23 protein-coding genes are annotated in these 21361 nt (G+C 62.5%); 6 read left to right on the plus strand and 17 right to left on the minus strand.

Annotated features, from left to right (window positions below):
- The first annotated feature begins 51 nt into the window (after window positions 1–51).
- Window positions 52–234 (plus strand): hypothetical protein, encoded by a 183-nt coding sequence (locus ACJ8HB_RS07270; RefSeq protein ID WP_072021620.1) that lies wholly within the window; start codon window positions 52–54, stop codon window positions 232–234.
- 55 nt (window positions 235–289) lie between these two features.
- Window positions 290–1687: an amino acid permease gene (locus tag ACJ8HB_RS07275; protein ID WP_039565368.1), complete on the plus strand. Its 1398-nt coding sequence runs from the start codon at window positions 290–292 to the stop codon at window positions 1685–1687.
- 38 nt (window positions 1688–1725) lie between these two features.
- On the opposite strand, the gene paaY is transcribed toward ACJ8HB_RS07275, so the two are convergent.
- The 13 genes from paaY to paaA all read right to left on the minus strand — a co-directional run bounded on the left by paaY (window position 1726) and on the right by paaA (window position 13017).
- Complete coding sequence (gene paaY, locus ACJ8HB_RS07280; protein ID WP_033635110.1) at window positions 1726–2322, minus strand: phenylacetic acid degradation protein PaaY; 597 nt, start codon at window positions 2320–2322, stop codon at window positions 1726–1728.
- A 12-nt stretch (window positions 2323–2334) separates the two neighbouring features.
- Window positions 2335–3273, minus strand: coding sequence for a phenylacetic acid degradation operon negative regulatory protein PaaX (gene paaX / locus ACJ8HB_RS07285; RefSeq protein ID WP_033647864.1), 939 nt, complete (start codon window positions 3271–3273; stop codon window positions 2335–2337).
- A gap of 79 nt (window positions 3274–3352) precedes the next feature.
- On the minus strand, window positions 3353–4660 hold the full coding sequence (gene paaK, locus ACJ8HB_RS07290) for a phenylacetate--CoA ligase PaaK (protein ID WP_033635108.1): 1308 nt from the start codon (window positions 4658–4660) through the stop codon (window positions 3353–3355).
- 15 nt (window positions 4661–4675) lie between these two features.
- On the minus strand, window positions 4676–5881 hold the full coding sequence (gene pcaF / locus ACJ8HB_RS07295; RefSeq protein ID WP_047571491.1) for a 3-oxoadipyl-CoA thiolase: 1206 nt from the start codon (window positions 5879–5881) through the stop codon (window positions 4676–4678).
- Window positions 5878–6318 carry a hydroxyphenylacetyl-CoA thioesterase PaaI gene (paaI, locus tag ACJ8HB_RS07300; RefSeq protein WP_033635105.1) on the minus strand — a complete coding sequence of 147 codons (441 nt, stop codon included), beginning with the start codon at window positions 6316–6318 and terminating at the stop codon, window positions 5878–5880. Before paaI ends, pcaF begins: the two co-directional genes overlap by 4 nt.
- Complete coding sequence (locus tag ACJ8HB_RS07305; RefSeq protein ID WP_047571494.1) at window positions 6315–7844, minus strand: 3-hydroxyacyl-CoA dehydrogenase; 1530 nt, start codon at window positions 7842–7844, stop codon at window positions 6315–6317. Before ACJ8HB_RS07305 ends, paaI begins: the two co-directional genes overlap by 4 nt.
- 2 nt (window positions 7845–7846) lie before the next feature.
- Window positions 7847–8638, minus strand: coding sequence for a 2-(1,2-epoxy-1,2-dihydrophenyl)acetyl-CoA isomerase PaaG (gene paaG / locus ACJ8HB_RS07310; RefSeq protein WP_033653574.1), 792 nt, complete (start codon window positions 8636–8638; stop codon window positions 7847–7849).
- Window positions 8639–8641: 3 nt separating this feature from the next.
- Complete coding sequence (gene paaF, locus ACJ8HB_RS07315; protein WP_047571496.1) at window positions 8642–9415, minus strand: 2,3-dehydroadipyl-CoA hydratase PaaF; 774 nt, start codon at window positions 9413–9415, stop codon at window positions 8642–8644.
- Between the two features lie 8 nt (window positions 9416–9423).
- Window positions 9424–10482 carry a 1,2-phenylacetyl-CoA epoxidase subunit PaaE gene (gene paaE / locus ACJ8HB_RS07320; protein WP_094859959.1) on the minus strand — a complete coding sequence of 353 codons (1059 nt, stop codon included), beginning with the start codon at window positions 10480–10482 and terminating at the stop codon, window positions 9424–9426.
- Window positions 10483–10495: 13 nt separating this feature from the next.
- Complete coding sequence (paaD, locus tag ACJ8HB_RS07325) at window positions 10496–10993, minus strand: 1,2-phenylacetyl-CoA epoxidase subunit PaaD (protein WP_033653577.1); 498 nt, start codon at window positions 10991–10993, stop codon at window positions 10496–10498.
- Between the two features lie 9 nt (window positions 10994–11002).
- Entirely contained in the window at window positions 11003–11761 is a 759-nt protein-coding gene (gene paaC / locus ACJ8HB_RS07330; protein ID WP_033635097.1) for a 1,2-phenylacetyl-CoA epoxidase subunit PaaC, read from the minus strand.
- A gap of 8 nt (window positions 11762–11769) precedes the next feature.
- Window positions 11770–12057, minus strand: coding sequence for a 1,2-phenylacetyl-CoA epoxidase subunit PaaB (gene paaB, locus ACJ8HB_RS07335; protein ID WP_004935173.1), 288 nt, complete (start codon window positions 12055–12057; stop codon window positions 11770–11772).
- 21 nt (window positions 12058–12078) lie between these two features.
- On the minus strand, window positions 12079–13017 hold the full coding sequence (paaA, locus tag ACJ8HB_RS07340; RefSeq protein ID WP_033635096.1) for a 1,2-phenylacetyl-CoA epoxidase subunit PaaA: 939 nt from the start codon (window positions 13015–13017) through the stop codon (window positions 12079–12081).
- A gap of 317 nt (window positions 13018–13334) precedes the next feature.
- Here paaA and paaZ point away from each other — a divergent pair, with 317 nt between their 5' ends.
- Window positions 13335–15401, plus strand: a complete 2067-nt coding sequence (gene paaZ / locus ACJ8HB_RS07345; RefSeq protein WP_047571499.1) for a phenylacetic acid degradation bifunctional protein PaaZ — start codon at window positions 13335–13337, stop codon at window positions 15399–15401.
- Window positions 15402–15442: 41 nt separating this feature from the next.
- On the opposite strand, the gene ACJ8HB_RS07350 is transcribed toward paaZ, so the two are convergent.
- Both ACJ8HB_RS07350 and ACJ8HB_RS07355 read right to left on the minus strand, forming a co-directional pair.
- Window positions 15443–16336, minus strand: a complete 894-nt coding sequence (locus ACJ8HB_RS07350; RefSeq protein ID WP_047571501.1) for a Kdo hydroxylase family protein — start codon at window positions 16334–16336, stop codon at window positions 15443–15445.
- 478 nt (window positions 16337–16814) lie between these two features.
- Window positions 16815–18368 carry a sensor domain-containing diguanylate cyclase gene (locus tag ACJ8HB_RS07355; protein ID WP_047571503.1) on the minus strand — a complete coding sequence of 518 codons (1554 nt, stop codon included), beginning with the start codon at window positions 18366–18368 and terminating at the stop codon, window positions 16815–16817.
- Between the two features lie 160 nt (window positions 18369–18528).
- On the opposite strand from ACJ8HB_RS07355, the gene ACJ8HB_RS07360 reads away from it, so the two are divergent.
- Window positions 18529–18723 carry a hypothetical protein gene (locus ACJ8HB_RS07360; protein WP_004935157.1) on the plus strand — a complete coding sequence of 65 codons (195 nt, stop codon included), beginning with the start codon at window positions 18529–18531 and terminating at the stop codon, window positions 18721–18723.
- Window positions 18724–18738: 15 nt separating this feature from the next.
- Here the strand turns inward: ACJ8HB_RS07360 and yjdN are convergent, their stop codons facing one another.
- Entirely contained in the window at window positions 18739–19158 is a 420-nt protein-coding gene (gene yjdN / locus ACJ8HB_RS07365; protein ID WP_033635089.1) for a VOC family metalloprotein YjdN, read from the minus strand.
- Between the two features lie 178 nt (window positions 19159–19336).
- A complete protein-coding gene (locus ACJ8HB_RS07370; protein ID WP_047571504.1) occupies window positions 19337–20257 on the minus strand; it encodes a Kdo(2)-lipid IV(A) acyltransferase in 921 nt (306 codons plus the stop codon).
- Window positions 20258–20885: 628 nt separating this feature from the next.
- Between ACJ8HB_RS07370 and ACJ8HB_RS07375 the strand changes: the two genes are divergently transcribed.
- Together ACJ8HB_RS07375 and ACJ8HB_RS07380 are read left to right on the plus strand one after the other, a co-directional pair.
- Window positions 20886–21083 (plus strand): DUF883 family protein, encoded by a 198-nt coding sequence (locus ACJ8HB_RS07375; protein WP_033635087.1) that lies wholly within the window; start codon window positions 20886–20888, stop codon window positions 21081–21083.
- Between the two features lie 14 nt (window positions 21084–21097).
- A complete protein-coding gene (locus ACJ8HB_RS07380; protein ID WP_033635086.1) occupies window positions 21098–21346 on the plus strand; it encodes a GlsB/YeaQ/YmgE family stress response membrane protein in 249 nt (82 codons plus the stop codon).
- The last annotated feature ends 15 nt before the right edge of the window (window positions 21347–21361 follow it).

Below are 21361 nucleotides of genomic sequence, written 5' to 3' on the forward strand. Positions count from 1 at the left end.
TCTCATTAAGTCCGTCTTCATATTAATTCAATAACGAGTTAAGGATGCGTCATGTTTAAACAGATTGCACCTTCCGCGGCCGATTCTGTTCCATCGCTGATGGGAGTCTATTTGCAGGATCCCAATCCGCAAAAAGTGAATTTAGGCATTGGCCTCTATTACGACCGGCAGAATGATTTTCGCCCGGCCGCATGTGCCTGCCGGGGCTCAACCCCGGCAATATCGACTACGTGACCGCCGCCATTCTCGACGTCACCCGTACCCTCTAACTTCGCCCGGGAACCCAGCCATGCCACAGATGAATGATTTTGAGCATATCGCCCGCCGTCAGGGCGGGTTGAACAAGCATCTTACCGCCGGGCAGATGTCGATGCTGGCGATCGGCGGCGCTATCGGCACCGGGCTGTTTCTCGGCAGTGCCTACGCCATTCAGATGGCGGGGCCGGCGGTATTGCTGAGCTACCTGATCGGCGGCGTTATTGCGCTGCTGTTGATGGGCAGCCTGGCGGAAATGACCTCCGAACACCCGACGCCCGGCTCGTTCGGCGACTACGCCGAATTCTATCTCGGCCCGCTGTTCGGTTTTCTGGTGCGTTATTCCTACTGGTCTTGCGTGGTGCTGGCGGTGGGCACCGAAGTTACCGCCATCGGCATGTACATGCAGTTCTGGTTCCCGGCGACGCCGACCTGGCCGTGGGTGCTGCTGTTCTCGGCGGCGGTGATCGTCGTCAATGTGATCGGCGTGAAGTCGTTCGGCCAGGTGGAATACGCGCTGTCCACCGTCAAAGTGACGGCGATCGTGGCGTTCATTCTGATCGGTCTCGGCATGCTGGCGTTCTCGGGCAACCCGGCCTACGGCCTGCGCAACCTGACCGCCGGCGGCTTCATGCCGTTTGGCGTCAAGGGCATGTGGTTCGCAACGATCGTGTCCATCTTCAGCTACCTGAGCATTGAAATGATCGCGGTGGCCGCCGGCGAGGCGAAAAATCCGGTGATTGCGGTGAAGGCGGCGTTCAAGGGCACCCTCGTGCGGCTGTTCATCTTCTACATGCTGTCGATCGCTCTGATGCTGGCCATCGTGCCCTGGCGCCAGTCCGGCACCGGCGAAAGCCCGTTCCTGATGGCGATGAACGTCATCCATCTGCCCGCCGCCGCCGGTATTTTCAACTTTATCGTGCTGGTGGCGGCGCTGTCGGCGATGAACAGCCAGCTGTATATCACCACCCGCATGATGTTCTCGCTGTCGCGCGCCGGGCAGGCGCCGGCGGCATTGGGGCGCGTCAGCCGGCGCGGCATTCCGGTCAATGCGCTGGCGATGTCGTGCATCGGCATCGTGGTGTCTATCGTGCTGAGCCTGGTGGCGCCGGAAACCTCGTTCGCCGCCATGATGTCCATTTCGGTGTATGGCGCCTGCTTTACCTGGCTGATGATTTTCGTCACCCATCTGTTCTTCCGCCGCCGGCATCGGCAGACCCACCTGAAATTCCGCATGTGGGGGTTCCCCTATACCACCTTGCTGGGCACCGGGCTGATGGCGGCGCTGATGATCTCGACCGCGTTTACCGAATTCTTCCGCATGACGCTGTGGTTCGGTATTCCGTTCACCTTGCTGCTGGTGGCGGCCTACCGCTTCCAAAGCCGCCGCGCGGCGGCGCCGTCGCCGTTCAAGGCGCCGGAGGTGGAGTAATGCGGGAGAGGGGCTGAGGCGCGCCTCAGCCCCGGGGATTACAGCTGGCTTTTCGGGATCAGGTGGTCGCCGAAGCTCAGGCGCTGGCGGCCCGGTTCGATTTCGGTCAGCGGCGCCACTTCGCGCAGCGAGGATTTGCAGCGCTGAACCAGATCCTGATATTCGCGGGTGCCGGCGATCTTCCAGGCCAGTTCTTGCTCGGTCAGATCGCGCAACACGCGCGCCGGGCTGCCGACCACCAGCTTGTTGGCTTCGAGAGTCGCCGCGGCTTTGACGAACGCCATCGCGCCGACGATGGTGTTCTCGCCGATCTCCGCGCCGTCCATCACCACCGCATTCATGCCCACCATCGCATTGCGGCGAATGCGACAGCCGTGCAGGATGGCGCCGTGGCCGATATGGCCGTCTTCTTCCACCACCGTGTCCTGCTGCGGGAAGCCGTGCATCACGCAGTTGTCCTGAATGTTGGCGCCGTCGCAGATCACCAGGCGGCCAAAATCGCCGCGCAGGCTGGCGTTCGGGCCGATGTACACGTGTTTGCCGACGATCACGTCGCCGATCAGCACCGCCGTCGGGTGCACGTAACTGCTGGGGTCAACGACCGGCGTCAGGCCGTCAATCTGATACACAGGCATAGCGTGAGTTCCTTAATATGTAGGGTCGCGCGGCAGGCCGCCGAAGCGCCGATAGTAGCCGGCGGCCGGCGCGGGCAGGGCGCCGATGGTGGTTTCCGCCAGCGCGCTGACGTACTCCGTCGCGGCGCGATCGACCTGCTGATAGAGATTGATGCACAGATTGCGGGCGATCTGGCCCTCCCACTGCGCGGGCAGCAGCGCGTCCGGCAGCAGCGGATCTTTCAACACCACGCGACGGAAGAAGTGAATCAATAATAGCTTAATCTGGAAACAGCGCAGCGGCGTCAGCGCCGCCGGATCGACTTCGCGCAGCAGCGCCATCAGCGGCCGGAAGGAGACGATAAACTCGTGATAGCCGGCCGCCACCTCGCTCAGCGACCAGCAGTCGGCCACCAATTTCTGCAGGGTTTGCTCGGAGCGGTTGTAGGGATAATCGGCGCGGAAATAAATCACCTGCTCGCTGGCGTTCAGCTCGCCGAGCAGCGCCGTTACGTCGGTTTGCGCATGGGTAGGAGCGGCCATCAGGTTGCTGGCGATTTGCCCGAACCCGAGCCAGCCCAGCTCTTTTTTCAGCCGCGCGCGCGCGTTTTTTTCGGCGCTTTCCAGCAGCAACAGCTCCCACTTGCCGTCCCAGGCGGGCTGCTCGCGCAAATAGATTTTCGATTCGGCGTGGCGGAACTGGCGCATTCCCTGCTCGGTCACGCGGTAGAAGCTGCGGCGGCCTATTTTCTCCACCGCCAGCCACCCTTCTTTTTGCAGGCGGAACACCGAGGTGCGCACGAAGCGATCGCCGAAGCCGAAGGCCTCCAGCAGCGCGCTCAGGCTGCCGAGCCACACTTCGCCGCCGCGGTGGCTGAGCGCGTCGCCATACAGCGAAATGATCAGCGAGGTGCCGCTGATCGGCTGCGCGTCGACGGCATGGCGAATGAACTCATCCAGTTTATGTTCCATATTTTTCCATGGGTTAGCATTCGATGAGCCATAACATTACGCCTAATTTGGGGCGGCGTCATCCGTGACGCCGTGCGCCTCAGCGCGGCCGCAGATCGACCACGCGCTGCGCTTTGCCTTCCGAGCGCGGAATATCGCCGCAGTTGGCGATGCTGACGTCGGTGCTGACGCCCACGATCGATTTGATGTGGTGGCGCAGCTGGTGGCAGATGTCGCAACGCTGCTGGTGGCTGAGGCTGAGCGCCGATTCTTTCAGCTCGACGCGCACCGCCAGCGTGTCCAGGTGCCCGCTGCGGCTGACCTGCAGCTGATAGTGCGGCGACAGCTGCTCGAACTGCATGATCTGCTCTTCCACCTGCGACGGGAAGACGTTGACGCCGCGGATGATCAGCATGTCGTCGGAGCGGCCGGTGATTTTGCCCATGCGGCGCATCTGGCGTGCGTCGCCCGGCAGCAGCCGGGTGAGATCGCGGGTGCGGTAGCGGATCACCGGCAGCGCCTCTTTGGTCAGGGTGGTGAACACCAGTTCGCCGTGCTCGCCGTCCGGCAGGGCGACGCCGGTTTCCGGGCAGATGATCTCCGGCAGGAAGTGGTCTTCCCAAATGGTGGGGCCGCCGCCGCTTTCCAGGCACTCCATCGCCACGCCCGGCCCCATCACTTCCGACAGGCCGTAAATGTCCAGCGCCTTGATGCCCATGCGGGTTTCGATTTCGTGGCGCAGGGCTTCGGTCCAGGGTTCGGCGCCGAACACGCCGAGCCGCAGCGAGCAGCCGCGCGCGTCGCCGCCCATCTTGCGTTCCAGCTCGTCGATCAGCGTCAGGCAATAGGACGGCGTCACCATGATGATGTCGGGTTTGAAATCGAGGATCAGCTGCGCCTGGCGTTCCGTCTGGCCGCCGGACATCGGGATCACCGTCGCGCCGAGCCGCTCCGCGCCGTAGTGCGCGCCAAGGCCGCCGGTGAACAGGCCGTAACCGTAGGCGACGTGCACCTTGTCTTTGGCGGTGGCGCCGCCGGCGCGCAGACAGCGAGCGACGATATCGGCCCAGTTATCGATGTCGCGCTGGGTGTAACCCACCACCGTCGGCCGGCCGGTGGTGCCCGAGGAGGCGTGGATGCGCACCACCTGTTCCATCGGCACCGCGAAGGTGTCGAACGGGTAGTTGTCGCGCAGATCCTGCTTGGTGGTGTAGGGGAAGCGCGCCAGATCGCTCAGCTGTTTGAGATCGTCGGGGTGCACGCCGGCCTGGTCGAATTTGCGTTTGTACATCGGCACATTGTCGTAGGCGTGGTGCAGCGTCCACTTCAGACGCGCCAACTGCAACGCTTCAATCTCATCGCGCGAGGCGAATTCGATCGTTTCGAGGGGCTGTGGATTTATTGTCATGGTTAGCCTCAGGGGTCAGACACGCTCAATGATCATGGCGATGCCCTGGCCGACGCCGATGCACATGGTGCAAAGCGCGTAGCGGCCGGCTCGCCGTTCCAGTTCAAACAGGGCGGCCAGCGCCAGGCGCGCGCCGCTCATCCCCAGCGGATGCCCCAGAGCGATCGCGCCGCCGTTGGGGTTGACCTGCGGGGCATCGTCCGGCAGGCCAAGCTGGCGCATCACCGCCAACGCCTGGGCGGCGAACGCTTCGTTCAGTTCGATAACGTCCATCTGCGGCAGGCTCAGCCCGGCGATTTCCAGCACCTTGCGGGTGGCCGGCAGCGGGCCGATGCCCATCAGCCGCGGCTCTACGCCGCAGGTGGCGGTGGCAACGATGCGCGCGCGCGGCGTCAGCCCCTGGCGCGCCGCCATCGCTTCGGAGGCGACGATCAGCGCCGCCGCACCGTCGTTCAGGCCCGAGGCGTTGCCGGCGGTGACGCTGCCGGGCTGACGGAACGGGGTTTTCAGCGCCTGCAGCTGCTCGAGGGTGGTGTCGGGGCGCGGGTGTTCATCCTGGCTAAACAGCGTCACCGCGCCTTTTTTGCCGCTGAGGCTGACGGGGGCTATTTCCTGCGCCAGGTGGCCCAGCGTCTGCGCCCGGGCGGCGCGCTGCTGGCTGCGCAGCGCAAAGGCGTCCTGATCGGCACGGCTGATGTTGAACTGCGCCGCGACGTTTTCGGCGGTCTCCGGCATCGAATCGGTGCCGAACTCGGCCTGCATCCGCGGATTGACGAAGCGCCAGCCGAGGGTGGTGTCGTACAGCTGCGCCTGGCGGCTGAAGGCGCTGTCGGCCTTGCCCATCACCAGCGGCGCACGGGTCATCGATTCCGCGCCGCCCGCCAGCAGCAGCCCGGCGTCGCCGGCTTTGATGCTGCGCGCCGCCATCGCCAGCGCATCCAGGCCCGAACCGCACAGGCGGTTCACCGTGGTGCCGGAAACGCCGACCGGCACGCCGGCCAGCAGCAGCGCCATGCGCGCCAGGTTGCGGTTGTCTTCCCCTGCCTGGTTGGCGCAGCCGAGGATCACGTCGTCCAGCTGCGCCCAATCCACCTGCGGATGGCGTTCCAACAGCACGCGCAGCGGCAGGGCGGCCAGGTCGTCGGCGCGCACCTGGGCCAGCGCGCCGCCATAGCGGCCGATCGGGGTGCGCACGCCGTCGCAGATAAATGCCTGATTCATGCCTGATCTCCTAAAATGCTGTGGCCGAGGCGGTGCGCGCGGCCGCGGAACCAGGCGACGGTTTTGCCCCGTTGGTTAACGATCTCGACGTCATACAGCCCGGTGGCTTTGCCCTGATGGCGCACCGCCGCGCTGGCGGTAAGGCGGTCGCCGGCCAGCGCCGGGCGGACGAAGTCGATGCTGCAGCCGGAGGCCACCGCCGCCAACCCCTGGCTGTTGCAGGCGTAGGCGAAGGCGGTGTCCGCCAGGCTGAACAGCTGGCCGCCGTGGCAGGTCTGGTGGCCGTTGAGCATCTGCGGGCCGACGGTCATGCTGACCTGAGCGTATCCGGCGTCGACGGCGTCGATGTGCATTCCCATCGCCTGAGCGCAGGTATCTTGCTGGAACATCTGTTCGGCGCAGCGCTGAGCCAGCGCGCGCGGCGTATTGGCGTTCATCGTTCGGCTCCTGGGAAAGAGGCGGGGGAAGCGTAGCGGCGCAGCAGCGGCATTGGGCGATAGCGCGCTTCGCCGTAATAGCGTTGCAGGTTTTCCAGCGTCGCCAGAATGTGGCGCCAGCCGAGCGCGGCGCCCCAGGCCAGCGGGCCGCGCGGATAGTTGACGCCGCGCAGCATCGCCAGATCGGTATCTTCGGCGCTGGCGACGCCTTTGTTCACCACGTCGAGCGCTTCGTTGGCCAGCATGGCCAGGGTGCGCATCGTCAGCAGGCCGGGGTAATCCGGCAGTTGAATGACCTGCTTGCCAAGGGACTGCAGCAGGCGAATCGTTTTGGCATTGTGTTGCGCATCGTTTTGCGCCGCGCAGCTGATGGCGATGGCGGAGGCGTGCGCATAGTCGGCACAGAGATCGAACAGCACCACGGGCGTTCCACGTTCGTCGGCCAGCTGGCCGGCGGTTTTACCATTGGTTAACATCAGTGTAACGTCGTCGATCGTGACGTGCGGGCTGGTCTGGCCGGGTTGTTTGATCGCCCCCGCATTTTCGATCAACAGTTCCGCCAAATCGGCCAGCGAAGACCAGTCGCCGTGCAGCGTAACGCGTTGCGGCAATGCGGCCTGCGCCGGAGGCGAAAAGGCGATCGCGGCGGCGGATCGCGGTGCGTCGTAGCGGTAGAAACCGCGGCCGGACTTGCGGCCGAGGCGTCCGGCCGCCACCAGTTCCTGCTGCACCAGTGAGGGCGTGAAGCGCGGATCCTGATAGAAGGCCTGATACACCGATTCGGTCACGGCGTAATTGACGTCCTGGCCGATCAGATCGGTCAACTGCAGCGGGCCCATGGCGAAACCGCCGGCGTCGCGCAATACCGCGTCCAGCGTGGCGGCGTCGGCCACCCGTTCCTCCAGCGCGCGCAGGGTTTCGGCATAGAACGGCCGCGCCACGCGGTTGACGATAAATCCCGGCGTCGAGCGGCATACGACGCTTTGCTTACCCCAGCGCTGCGCCAGGGCCTGCAGCGCGGCGAGGGTCTCGGCGCCGGTCTCCAGGCCGCTGACGATCTCCACCAGCTTCATCAGCGGCGCCGGGTTGAAGAAGTGCAGCCCGGCCATGCGCTGCGGGTGTTGCAGTGCGCCGGCGATGGCGGTGATCGACAGCGAAGAGGTATTGCTTACGAACAGCGTCGTGGGCGAGCAGATCGCCTCCAGATCGCGGAACAGGCTCTGCTTAATCGCCAAATTTTCCGCCACCGCTTCAATCACCAGCGTGCAGTCGGCCAACTGCTCGAGCGAGTCGGCGCGTTCGAGGCGCGCCAGCAGCGCTTCGGTGGGCGCGGCGTCGGCCTTGCCGCCGTCTACCCGCTGGCGCAGGCGGCGAGCGAGATCGTCGATCGCGCGCTGGGCGGCGGCGGGCGCGATATCGAACAGCCGCACCAGGTGGCCGGCGGCGGCGGCCACCTGGGCGATGCCGATGCCCATGGTGCCGGCGCCGATCACCGCCACCTGGCCGTTAAGAAGGGGCGCGTTCATGGCTATTTCCCGCTGAAGTTGGGCGTGCGTTTGGCAAAGAACGCGCTGACGCCTTCGCGATAGTCGTCGCTGCGGCCGCCCAGGCGTTGCAGATCGCGCTCCAGATCGAGCTGCTGATCGAGGCTGTTGGTGGCCGAGCTGTAGAGGGCTTTTTTGATCAGCCCCAGGCCGTAGGTCGGCTGGGTAGCCAGATGGCGCGCCAGCGTTTGCGTGCGGTCAGTCAATTCATCCGCCGGCACCACCTGCCAGATCATGCCCCACGCCAGCGCCTGTTGGGCGCTGATTTTGTCACCCAGCATGGCCATGCCCATCGCGCGGGCGTGGCCGGCCAGCCGCGGCAGGAACCAGCTGCCGCCGGAGTCAGGCACCAGCCCCAGACGGCAGAACGACTGAATGAAGCTGGCATTGTCAGCGGCGATGACGATATCGCACGCCAGGGCCAGCGCGGCGCCGGCGCCGGCCGCCACGCCGTTGACCGCGCACACCACCGGCTTCGGCAGGGCGGTCAGGCGACGGATCAGGGGGTTGTAGAAACGTTCGACCGACAGACCGAGATCCGGCGCCTGTTGATCGGCGCTGACGTTGCGATCGTTGAGATCCTGCCCGGCGCAGAAACCGCGCCCGGCGCCGGCGATCAGCAGGCAGCGCACGCTGTCGTCGCGCTCGGCTTGCGTCAGCGCTTCGCTCAGCTGGCGATGCATCTCGTCGTTAAAGCTGTTGAGCCGATCCGGCCGGTTGAGGGTCAGCGTCAACACGCCGGCGTCGAGATGGCTGAGAATCAATGCGTTATCCATAAATCAGCGCCCCTGATAGTTTGGCGTACGTTTTTCGAAAAAGGCGGCGATGCCTTCGCGGCGATCGTCGGTGGCGGCCAGGGTGACGAACTGCTGACGCTCCATCGCCAGCCCCTGGCTGAGGCCGGTTTCCTCGGCCTGTTTCAGCGCCTGTTTGGCGGCGCGCAGCGCCAGCGGCGCCTGACGGCTGATGCGATCGGCAATCTGCTGCGTGCGTTCCAGTGTCAGGGCATCGACGCACACTTCGCCGATCAGGCCGGCCTGCAGCGCGGTGCGGGCATCGATGGGCTCACCGGTCAGCACCATCTGGCTGGCGCGCGACTTGCCGACGCAGCGGATCAGGCGCTGGGTGCCTCCGGCGCCCGGCATCAGGCCGAGGGTGATCTCCGGCAGGCCGAAGCGGGCGCTTTCGCCGCCGATGACGATGTCGCAGGCCAGCGCCAGCTCGCAGCCGGCGCCCAGGGCATAACCATTCACCGCCGCCAGCAGCGGCTTGCTGAACTGCGCCAGACGCTGCCACAGCTGCGGACGGCGATCCGCCAGCGCGGCCGGCAGATCCTGCTGTTGCAATTCGCGCAGATCGGCGCCGGCGGCGAAGAAGCGCGCCGCACCGGCGATCACCACGGCGCCCACGCCGCTGTCGGCGTCGGCCTGCTCCAGCCGTGCAACCAGCTGTTCCAGGCACGGCGTGCTCAGGGCGTTGCGCGCCTCCGGGCGATGCAGCGTCAGCGTGACCACGCGGTGCTGCTGCTGATGCAAAATAAAGGGGGTGTCCATCGCGGCTCCTAGACGTCGAAGTCCAATACCACGCCGTCGCCTTTCGGCCACGACTGGCAGCTCAATACGTAGCCCGCAGCCAGCTGATCCGGCTCCAGGCTATAGTTGACGCCCATCTCCACCTGGCCGGCCTTCAGACGGCATTTGCAGGTGGCGCAGACGCCGCCTTTGCAGGCGTAGGGCAGGTCGGCGCCCTGGCGCAGCGCGGCGTCGAGAATGCTGTCGTCCTGTTCGCCGATCTCGATATCCAACCGGCGGCCGTCGAGCAGGATCGCCACCCGGGTGGCGTTGCGATCGCCGCTGTGGCGCGGGTGGGCGGCCAAACCGCTGGTGTTGAAGCGCTCGCTGTGGATGTGATTGGCCGGTACGCCGGCCTGTTCCAGCACGGTTTGCGCGTCGTTCATCATCGATTCCGGCCCGCAGATAAAGGCGTGGTCATAGTCGCGGAAATCCAGCAGCGCGCCGCCGATCGCCGTCAGGCGTTCGCGGTCGATACGGCCGCTGAGCAGCGGGCTGTCGAGACTTTCCTGGCTGAACAGGTACAGCGGCTGAAAACGCTGCGGGTAGCGGTTTTTCAGATCCGACAGCGCCTCTTTGAACATCATCGAACGGCTGTTGCGGTTGCCATAGATCAGGGTGAAGCTGCTGCCCGGTTCGAGCAGCAGCGTCGCCTTGATGATCGACAGCATCGGCGTGATGCCGGAGCCGGCGGCGATCGCCAGGTAGTTGCCGTGGCGCTCTGCCTGCGGCTGGTAGCCGAAGCGCCCCTGCGGCACCATCACCTCCAGCGCGTCGCCGACTTTCAGCATGCGGTTGACGAAGCCGGAGAAACGGCCCTGATCAATCGCCTTCACGCCGATCTGCAGCAGGCCTTCCTGCGGTGAACTGCAGATGGAATAGCAACGCCGCAACTCTTCGCCGTTGACCAACGCCTTGAGCGTCAGGTGCTGGCCGGGGGTATAGCGGTATTGGTTTTGCAGCTCTTCGGGCACCCGCAGGGTGATGGCTACGGCGTCCGGCGTTTCGCGCTCGATGGCGGCGACGTTCAGGCGATAAAAGACCGTCATGGTGTCAGCGCTCCTATATGCATTTGAAATAATCGAACGGTTCCCGGCAGTCGCAGCAGCGGTACAGCGCTTTACAGGCGGTGGAGCCGAACTCGCTGATCTTCTCGCTGTGGGTGCTGCCGCAGCGCGGGCAGGCTACCGGGCCGTGGGCGTGCGGCCGATCGCAGGTGTGGCCCTGCGGGGGCGCTACGCCGTATTGCCGCAGCCGCTCGCGGGCGTCGGCGTTCATCCAGTCGGTGGTCCAGGCCGGGCTGAGGCGAATGTCCACCTGCACCGGGCTGAAGCCGGCGGCCGCCAGCCGCTGCTCGATGGCGTTGAGCAGAAATTCGGTGGCCGGGCAGCCGGAGTACGTCGGGGTGAAGGTCACGCGCCAGCCAGCGCCGTCGCGCGCCACGTCGCGCACCATGCCCAAATCGGTGATCGACAGCACCGGCAGCTCGGGATCGCTGATCTGCTGCAGGCAGTGCCAAATCTGCGGAATTTCGGCGGGTTGCAAACGGGTGACGTTCATCGTGGCCTCCTACCATTGCCCGTTTGGATAGGCGCGCTGCAGGAACTGCATCTCCGCCAGCAGCGGGCCGAGGTGTTCGCTGTGCCGGCCTTGCTTGCCGCCGTGCCGGAACGCCTGCTCGGCAGGCAGCGCCAGCGTCGCCTGGCGCAGCGTCTCTTCCACCTGCGCTTGCCAGGGGGCCTGCAGTTCGCGGGGATCGACGGCGATGCCTTGTTCCGCCAGTTCCAGCTCCAGCGCGTCGGCGTGGAACAGCTCGGCGGTGAAGCGCCACAGGTTATCCAGCGATTGCTGGATCTTGCGGTGGCTGACGTCGTTGCCGTCGCCGAGGCGGATCATCCAGCCGTGGCTGAAGCGCAGGTGGTAATCGGCCTCCTTCAGCGACTTGGCGGCGATGGCGGCGATCTGCGCGTCGCGGCTGCGGCTCAGCGCCTGGTGCAGCTGTACGTGGTAGGCATCGAGCAGGAACTGACGCACCAGCGTGTCGTTGAAACCGCCGTTCGGCTGCTCCGCCAACAGCAGGTTATGAAACTGGCGCTCGTCGCGCCCGAAGGCCAGGCTGTCTTCGCTGCAGGGCGGGCCGGCCAGTTCGGCGGCGTAGCCCAGGAAGTTGCGCGCCTGGCCGAGCAGATCGAGCCCGATGTTGGCCAGCGCCAGATCGATTTCCAGCTCGGGCGCGTGGCCGCACCAGGCGCACAGGCGCTGGGCGAGGATCAGTGGCGTGTCGCCCTGGCGGAGTAAATAGCTGATGCGCGGATCGTTAACCGTCATGGTCGCCTCTACATGTTCTTGATGCCGTCGGGAATGGTGTAAAACGTCGGATGACGGTAGATCTTGTCTTCGGACGGATCGAAGAACGCGCCGCGATCTTCCGGCTGCGAGGCGATCAGATGGCGCGATTGCACCACCCAGATCGAGCAGCCTTCGTTGCGGCGCGTGTAGGCGTCGCGGGCGTTTTCCAGCGCCATTTGGTCGTCGGCGGCGTGCAGGCTGCCGACGTGGCGATGCGCCAGCCCTTGTTTGCTGCGGATAAACACTTCATACAGCGGCCATTCAACGTGGCTCATGATCTCGGTTCCTTATGTTGGCTATGCGGCGGAGGCGGCGTTTTTCGCGGCGTGGGCCATGGCGCCGTCGCGCACCCAGGCGCCGTCTTCCCAGGCGCGGCGTTTGGCCTGCAGGCGTTCGTGGTTGCATTGGCCGCGCCCTTTGATCACCTCATGCAGCTCGCTCCAGTCGATTTCGCCGAAACGATAGTGACCGGCGGCGGCGTCCCAGCGCAGCTCCGGATCCGGCGCCGTCATGCCCAGCGCTTCAAGCTGCGGCACGGTGTTGTCGACGAACTTCTGCCGCAGCTCATCGTTGCTGTGGCGTTTGATCTTCCACGCCATGCTCTGGGCGCTGTGGGGGGAGTCGGCGTCGCTCGGGCCGAACATCATCAGCACCGGCCACCAGAAGCGATCGATGGCGTCCTGCAGCATGGCGCGCTGCGTGTCGCTGCCGTTGGCCATCGCCATTACCGCCTCGTAGCCCTGGCGCTGATGGAAGCTTTCCTCTTTGCAGATCTTCACCATCGCCCGCGCATAGGGGCCGTAGGACGCACGGCACAGCGCCACCTGGTTGACGATGGCGGCGCCGTCTACCAGCCAGCCGATCACGCCGATATCCGCCCAGTTGAGCGTGGGGTAATTGAAGATAGAGGAGTACTTCATCTTGCCATCGAGCATCTTTTGGTAGATGTCCTGGCGCGAACAGCCGAGGGTTTCGGCGGCGCTGTAGAGGTACAGACCGTGGCCGGCCTCATCTTGCACTTTGGCCAGCAGCACCGCTTTGCGGCGCAGCGTGGGGGCGCGCGTCAGCCAGTTGGCTTCCGGCAGCATGCCGATGACTTCCGAGTGGGCGTGTTGGCCAATCTGCCGAATCAGGTTCTGACGGTAGGCGTCCGGCATCCAGTCTTTGGCCTCAATGGCGATATCCGCCGCGATCTTGTCGTCGAAATGCTGCTGATACTGTGCGTCAGTTGTCATGCTTGCCTCTTGGTGATTCGTATTTTTCACATTAAACATAAAAATGTGAATCACTTTAACTAACCATAAGGCTACAAACTGATAACAAAAAGATCAAACGTAATTCATGTGGTTTTGCGAGGTCACTCACAAGGTTATTTGTTATTTTGTTGATTTTATTTGATAAGTAAAGTGATTAATTACTTGTTTATGGCAGGTTAAGCGGTCTGAAAATGCCTTTTGTTCTCTTTTTGTTAAAATTTGATTTGGCCTCGACTGGCATTTATATGATACGTAATTAAGCTGTATGGTGAAAATTTATGAATTTCGGAGGGCACATGCAGCAGTTACACAGTTATCTTTCTGGCGCCTGGGTGTACGGGCAGGGAGAGGCGCGCGAAATCCGCCACGCGGTGACCGGCGAAGCGCTGTACCAGGTCTGCACCGACGGCCTGCCGTTGGCGGCGAGCCTGGACTATGCCCGCAGCCGCGGCGGCCCGGCGCTGGCGCACATGACGTTCCAGCAGCGCGCCCAGATGCTGAAAGCGGTAGCCAAACACCTGCTGGCGCATAAAGAGGCGCTGTATCAGATTTCCTATCAAACCGGGGCGACGCGCAGCGACGGCTGGGTCGATATCGAGGGCGGCATCGCCACGCTGTTCGCCTATGCCGGCATGGCCGGCCGCGATCTGCCGGACGATACCCTGTGGCCGGAAGACGAGCTGATCCCATTGTCGAAACAGGCGCAGTTCGCCGCCCGCCACGTGCTCACTTCGCGCCCCGGCGTGGCGCTGCACATCAACGCCTTCAACTTCCCGTGCTGGGGCATGCTGGAGAAACTGGCGCCGACCTGGCTGGCGGGCATGCCGGCCATCATCAAGCCGGCCACCGCCACCGCGCAGCTGACGCAGGCGATGGTCAGGCTGATCGTCGACAGCGGCCTGGTGCCGGAAGGGGCGCTGCAGCTGGTTTGCGGCGGCGTCGGCGACATGTTCGCGCACCTGGATTACCAGGATGCGGTGACTTTCACCGGTTCGGCGCAGACCGGGCAGCGGCTGCGGGCACACCCGCGCCTGCTGGAGAAATCGATCGCGTTCACCATGGAGGCGGATTCGCTCAACTGCTGCGTGCTGGCGGAAGACGTGACGCCGGAAATGCCCGAGTTTGCGCTGTTCATCAAAGAAGTGTGCCGTGAAATGACCGCCAAGGCGGGGCAGAAATGCACCGCGATCCGCCGCATCATCGTGCCGGCGGCGCAGGTGGCGGCGGTGCGTCAGGCCTTGCTGCAGCGCCTGGCGGGGGTGACGGTGGGCGACCCGCAGCTGGAGCAGGTGCGCATGGGGGCGTTGGTCAGCCACGAGCAGCGTGATGATGTGCAAAGCAAGGTGGAGTTCCTGCTGCGCAACGGCTGCGAACCGCTCTGTGGCGCGGCGCTGGATAAGCTGGAGGTGCTGGGCGACGGCGCGCGCGGCGGGGCGTTTTATCCGCCGACCCTGCTGTATTGCGCCGATCCGTTCACCCATCAGGCGGTGCACGGCACCGAGGCTTTCGGCCCGGTGGCGACGCTGATGCCGTATGCGGATACCGAACAGGCGATCGCGTTGGCGTTGCTGGGGCAGGGCAGCCTGGCGGGCTCGCTGGTGACCGCCGATCCGGCATTGGCCACGCGCTTCATTCGCGCGGCGGCCTGCGCCCACGGCCGCATGTTGATTTTGGATGAGCGGGCGGCGGCGGAGTCCACCGGCCACGGTTCGCCGCTGCCGATGCTGGTACACGGCGGCCCGGGGCGCGCCGGCGGCGGTGAAGAGCTGGGCGGGCTGCGCGCGGTGAAACACTATATGCAGCGCACGGCGATCCAGGGCAGCCCGGCGATGCTGGCGGCCATCGGTGGCGAATGGGTGCGCGGCGCGCCGGTCGCCGAGCATCCGGTGCATCCGTTCCGGAAATACTTCGAGCAGCTGCAGCTGGGCGATAGCCTGTTGACCGCGCGCCGCACCGTGACCGAAGCGGATATCGTCAACTTCGCCTGCCTGAGCGGCGACCATTTCTACGCGCACATGGACAAGATCGGCGCCGCCGACTCGCTGTTCGGCGAGCGGGTGGCGCACGGTTACTTTGTGGTATCCGCCGCGGCCGGGCTGTTTGTCGACGCCGCCGTCGGGCCGGTGATCGCCAACTACGGCATGGAAAATCTGCGCTTTATCGAGCCGGTGAAGATCGGCGATACCATTCAGGTGCGGTTGACCTGCAAAAAGAAAATCCGCAAGCCGCAGAAAACCGCCGAAGATCGCCCGCACGGCGTGGTGGTGTGGGATGTGCAGGTATTGAATCAGCAACAGCAGCCGGTGGCGCTGTACAGCATTCTGACGCTGGTGGCGCGCCAACAGGGGGACTTCGAAGCGTGATGCGCGTTTGCCGCCGCCGGCCCCCGGCGGCGGCAAATCATTCAGATCAGCGGCTGAGCGCGCAGCTGTTCAAGCACTTTCAGCGGTGAACGCTGCGGATCCTGCATCTTATTCACCGGCAGCAGGAAGGTCTGTTCCAGCATAAACTGGCCGCCCATCGCGGCATGCGGCGTTTGATCAGAGAAGCAAATCCAGCTGCTGCCCGGCGGGAACGTCAGCGCCAGCTGCGGCCCCCGTTGCTGATAATCGCCGTCGGCCTTCATGGCGTCATGCAACTGCAGCATCAGGTGGTCATAATGGCTGCGGCGGGTTTTGGTGATGCGCACCTGGTGCTGCAGCCAACTGCCGAAAGCGGAGTAGCGAGCGAGACGCGGCATAAAGCGTGCAGCCAGCTCAGGGAACGGCTCGCCGACCCGCCATTGGCGATGCTCGCCGTGCGGGTTGATGTTGGTGAAAATGCGCAGAATGCGTTCGCCGTAGTTCGGGCGCGACGGGAAGGCGTCAACGTGCAGCCGGCTGTCGTCTTTGCGCCAGGAACTGGCCGCCCTCCAGGCGGAAACCGGATGTAAACGCAGGCTGCCGGTCGGGTGGTGCAGCGCCTCCTGATATTCGGGCAACAGCCCGGCGATCAACTGGCGGCAGGATTGGTAATAGCGTTCCAGCAATTGCTGAACCTGCTGCCGGCGTTCCGCGACGGCGACGCCGCTCAGCTTGCCGGACAGCGGTTGGTAGCTGATGTTTTTGCGCTTCGGGTCGACCAATGTCGGATCCAGCAGCGGCATTTCCTGTTCAGACAGGGTGAAGGCCAGTTCGGGCAGAAACAGCACCTTGCCCTGTTCCAGTTCGCTGACCGCGCTGGATGCTTCCGCTGCCGCCCATTGTCGCAACGACAGCGTCAGGACGGCCTGTTCGTGCATAATATCGCCAGTAGGCATGAGATCTCCTTGCAAATCTATATCGCTTTATTCCTGCCTCTCAGGTTGCCGCGTGATTGGCTGCACTGGCTTGCGCAGTGGCTGGCTGGAGCGGCGTCAGCAGGCCGCCCAATGGCAACGTGAAATTTGTGGGTTCTATTATGGCTGTATCAGCAGGGCGCAATGCGCCGAAGCGTGCGATGGCTTCCTGATAGATAGAATAATCTTGATAAGGGTATCACCGGCAATGCCAATGAAAAGTAAACGGGGTATAAACGAGGCGAGGTATAGGCACGAATAATCAAAAAAGGCACAAATTGCCTGCTGAATGGCGTGCTTTATCTTATTGAATTGTAATGAAAATAAATATACTGCTTATTATTTCCGTTATTTTATTCAGAGTGCAGGGTAAACCGGTGAAATAATGTTTCGTGAGGGAACTACTTCATTTTTCTGGCGAATAAATCGGGCCGCCAAATCTTGGTGACCCGATTATTGGTTAAGCGCCGTAAATGCAGTTTTTGCCTTTTTTCTTGGCCTGATACAACGCACTGTCCGCCTCATTGATAAAGCTGATCGGCGTATCGTTATACATATGCGGCACTTTGGCGCAGATGCCGATGCTGATGGTAACGATGCCGTGCGGGTTGCCCTGATGCGGAATTTTCAGATCGCGCACCGCGTTGATAACGCGCTCGGCGAAAATCAGTGCGCCTTGCACGTCGGTATCCGGCAGGATAATCCCCATCTCTTCGCCGCCGTAGCGCGCCAGGACGTCGTTGCTGCGGCAGGCCAACCCTTTGAGCGTTTGGCCGATCTGCTGCAGGCACTGGTCACCGGCGACGTGGCCGTAGCTGTCGTTGTACTGTTTGAAATAGTCGATATCCAGCATCAGCAGCGCCACGCTGCGGTAGTTGCGCGAAGCCCGCGCCAGCTCGTTCTTCAGCGCGATATCAAACTGGCGGCGGTTGGCCAGCCCGGTCAGGCCGTCCAGCAGCGCCAGCTCTTCGAGCATCTGGTTGATGCTGGTCAACTGATCGCGGGTGCGCATCAGCTCGGCTTCGGTTTGCATGCTGTGCTTGATTTGCCGCAGTAGCACCATGCCCATCGCCAACAGGATCATCAGCAGCGAGAGGCCGCCCGCGGCGAACAGACCGGCGTCGGTGCGCCAGTCCGCCAGCGCGTCGCGTTTCGACAACCCGGCGGCGATCACCAGCGGAAAGCGGTTGACCCGCGAATAGCCGTAGATGCGCTCCACTTTGTCGTACAGCGAGGTGATGGTGGCGTTGCCGAACTCCGAATGCGGTAAAATTTCGCTGAACAACACGCCCTTGGCGATATTTTTACCGATCGACGCCGCCGAGTAAGGGCGGCGGTAAAGGATGGTGCCGTCCGCCAGCAGCAGGTTCAGTGAGGCGTCGGTGTTGAGGGCGAAGCTGTCGTAAAACTGGCGGAAATAATCGACGTACAGCGTCGCCAGCACCACGCCGCCAAAGCTGCCGTCTGGGTTGTTGAAACGCCGCGAAACGGGAATGATCAGATCGCCGGTGGTGCGGCTGCGGATCACCTTGCCGATGTACAGGCCGCCGCCGTCGCGGTTTTGATGGTATTTGAAGTAATCGCGATCGGCGTTGTTGGCGTTCTTGATGAATTTGCCCGAGGAGGTCGCCAGCCAGCGGCCGCGCGCATCGTAGAGAAACAGCCCGTGCAGCTGCGGCAGGTTGCCGACCTGCGTCTGCATGACGCGCTGCAGCCGCGTCAGCTGCGCTGGGCCCAACCCGTCGGTTTGGAGACGTTCGGTCAGATCGAGCAGGTTGCCGTCCACCTGCATGAAAGTATCGTCGGCATGCTGTGCCAGCGAGCGGGCGAGGTTGGCGGACTCATGCTCGGCGCTGCGCAGATCGCGCTGATGCGCGTTCCAGATTTGCCAGCTGTTAAAGAGGATCAGCGTGGCGGCAACGATGATGACAAACACGCCGGCCTGAAATAATAATGGGGAGCTTTTAGCGCTGCGCGCCGGCACGGCATCCTGTATGGGTTGCTGCTGAGTCATGTCACCCTTGTTGTTTGATTACTATTCAATTTGAGTTAAGAGCAATCTTATATTTTATGCATAAATGCGCCAGACCTCTAGCCCTTAACGTGGCGATAGCGAGAAAGGGCATTTGCACCCCGTATCAGCGGCGGGGTGAACACTGTGGAGTGAAAGAGCCATGTCGGATTACATCATTATCGCTTTACTGACGCTGGCGGTGTATTACCCCCTTACGCTGGGGACGCTGGCGGTGATGATGTACTTCGCCTGGCGGCGGCGCCGGTCGCCCTATTGGCGGTTGGGATTGGCGCTGTTGGCGCTGCTGTTCGTGCTGTTCGCCAAGGCGGCGTATGACTGGCACCGCTATGGCTAGCGGCGCCATGACGGGTTATTCGACGTTAATCATCCAGTTGACGCCGAATTTGTCGGTCAGCATGCCAAAGCCTTTGGCCCAAAAGGTGGCTTGGTAAGGCATCGTCACCTGGCCGCCCTGCGCCAGATTGTCGAACAGTTTGCGTCCTTGTTCCGCATCGCTGGGGTTCAGCGACAGCGAGAAGCCTTTATGAGAAGCGCCGCCGCCGTCATCTTGCGGGCAGCCGTCGGAGGCCATCAGTACGCCGTCGCCGATCAGCAGGCGCGCATGCATGATCGCCTCCGGATTGACGTCCTGCGGCCCGTCTTGCCGGGCTTCTTCGGGCATGTCTTTATAGCGCATGACCATTTCAATTTTGGCATTCAACTGCTGTTCGTAGAAGTTAATCGCTTGCTCACAGTTACCGCTGAAAAACAGATAGGGTTGTACCAGCATGACATTGACCTCGGTTGTGGCTCGACAGGCAACGACCGGCCCTCGGGCAGGAAGAAATGGTTGCTGGCGGCAATAATTGCCGTCGGTGACTTATTAGTGTAGTTCCCCTGGCGCAGAATGCTTGTGCGAGGTGAGTGCGCCTTCGCCGCCGGCATGACGGGCGAAGGCGCAAGGGCGGTCAATACAGCGACGGCTCGCCGGCTGGGCGGGTTTTAAAGCGGCGGTGCAGCCACATGTACTGATCGGGGGCCAGCAGCACCTGTTCTTCCACCACGCGGTTCATCTTGGCCGCCGCGCGCGTTTCATCATCCAGCGGGAAGTCCGTCAACGGCGGCTGCACGATCAGCTCATAGCCCTGAGCATCTGGCAGGCGGCGCGGCACGAAAGGCACGATCGACGGCCGCCCCATGCGCGCTAGGATAAAGGTTCCGGTGGTCGTGGCGGCGTTTTCCACGGCGAAGAGCGGCGCGAACACGCTGCTTTGCGGGCCGTAATCGTGATCCGGCGCGTACCACAGGATTTCGCCCTGTTTCAGGTTGCGGATCATGCCTTTGATATCTTTACGATCGAGCATGAATTTATTCGAGCGCAGCCGGCCGCGTGTTTGTACCCACTCCATCAGCCTGTTGTTGTGCGGGCGATGCACGCCGATGCCGGGGTTTTGCATGCCGAAAATGCGCGCGCCCAGTTCCAGCGTCAGAAAATGCAGACCGATCAGCAGAACGCCTTTGCCGCCCTGACGCGCCAGCCGCATGTTTTCCATGCCGCTCACCTTGAACCAGCGGGCGATGCGCCAGTCGGGCCAGAACCAGGCCATGCCGACTTCGAACAGGCCCATACCGACGGACTCAAAATTTTTGACGATCAGCGCCACGCGCTCGGCGGCGGGCATCGCGGGGAAGCAGAGCTCTAAATTGCGGCGCGCTATTTTTACCCGGCGTTTCATCAGGCGCATGGCTATTCTGCCAAGGCCGTGTCCGAGTCGATAAATGAGCGGGTAGGGCAGTAATACCAAGAGATAGAGTATTCCCAGCCCTATCCACAGCAACCAATAACGAGGGCGCAAGAATTCGCGCTCAAAGCGTTGGTTAGAAAGCATTTTTCCTGTGATTCCTTGTTTTTTCCAATGGGACCTTAACCCAAATTTTCATAGGGCGAATGGTAGAACATTCTGAGCTAAATAGGATTTTCCATTAATGCTTTTTTTACGCTTTAGCTAAGCGCAGGCGAAAAACGGGGAGAGATAGGATTTTTACCGAGGGAATGGCGGATATTTTCCGCTATTTCAAACGACTGGCGAAATTGAAAAATAAAGACACAATTAAGCGCATCGCAAAAGTGACAACTGCTATGTAACCTTAATGAAACAATAACGCGGCGGAACCGTCCCAAACGGCGGCCAGTGCGTACAGTAGCGCGAGAATCAGGACAAAAGGGGCATTGAACATCGGCGTTTCCTCCAGGAGGATTTGTTTAAAGTTTAGCCTCGCGAGATGACAGCAGGATGAAATCAGATCGTTTTTTGTACGGTGAAATTCAGACGGACGGAAATGGGTAAACCGCTGATTTTTTACTATAGTCATAGTGTGAAGTTATGCGTTTGTCGCCGTACGCCTCTGCATTGAGCGGCAGCGGGCAGGTTGCCCAGAGCAAGATCGCGGAGCGGACGGCGCCTGGCGCGAAACATGTGACGAGATTCTCAGAGGGTTGGTCTGTAAGGATTTGACATGTCATATGAAAATGACGATCTAAACGGTGTTGAGCAACCGAGCGACTACGTGAAAACCACCGCCTGCGAAGTGCGCAGCGGCGTAAAGGCAGCGCTCGAGCAATCATGTGCCTGCATCAAGGATAACCCTTGGGCGGGGATAGGCGCCGGCGCCGTCGTGGGCCTGGTAATAGGATTTCTGTTAGGCAAAAGGTAATAGGGAGAGTAAAGATGGGCATCATTTCCTGGATCATTTTTGGTTTAATCGCCGGTATCCTGGCCAAGTGGATTATGCCGGGCAAAGACGGCGGCGGCTTTATTGTGACCGTTATATTGGGGGTCGTGGGCGCCGTAGTCGGCGGCTATATCAGCACCTTCTTCGGTATGGGCCGCGTTGACGGTTTTAACCTGGGCAGCTTTGTGGTGGCAGTAATCGGCGCCCTGGTGGTGCTTTTTGTCTACAGGAAGATCAAAGGCTAAGCAGCCATTGCTCAA

The sequence above is a fragment of the Serratia sp. CY27727 genome, assembly GCF_052169275.1.
GTDB classification, from domain to species: domain Bacteria; phylum Pseudomonadota; class Gammaproteobacteria; order Enterobacterales; family Enterobacteriaceae; genus Serratia; species Serratia sarumanii.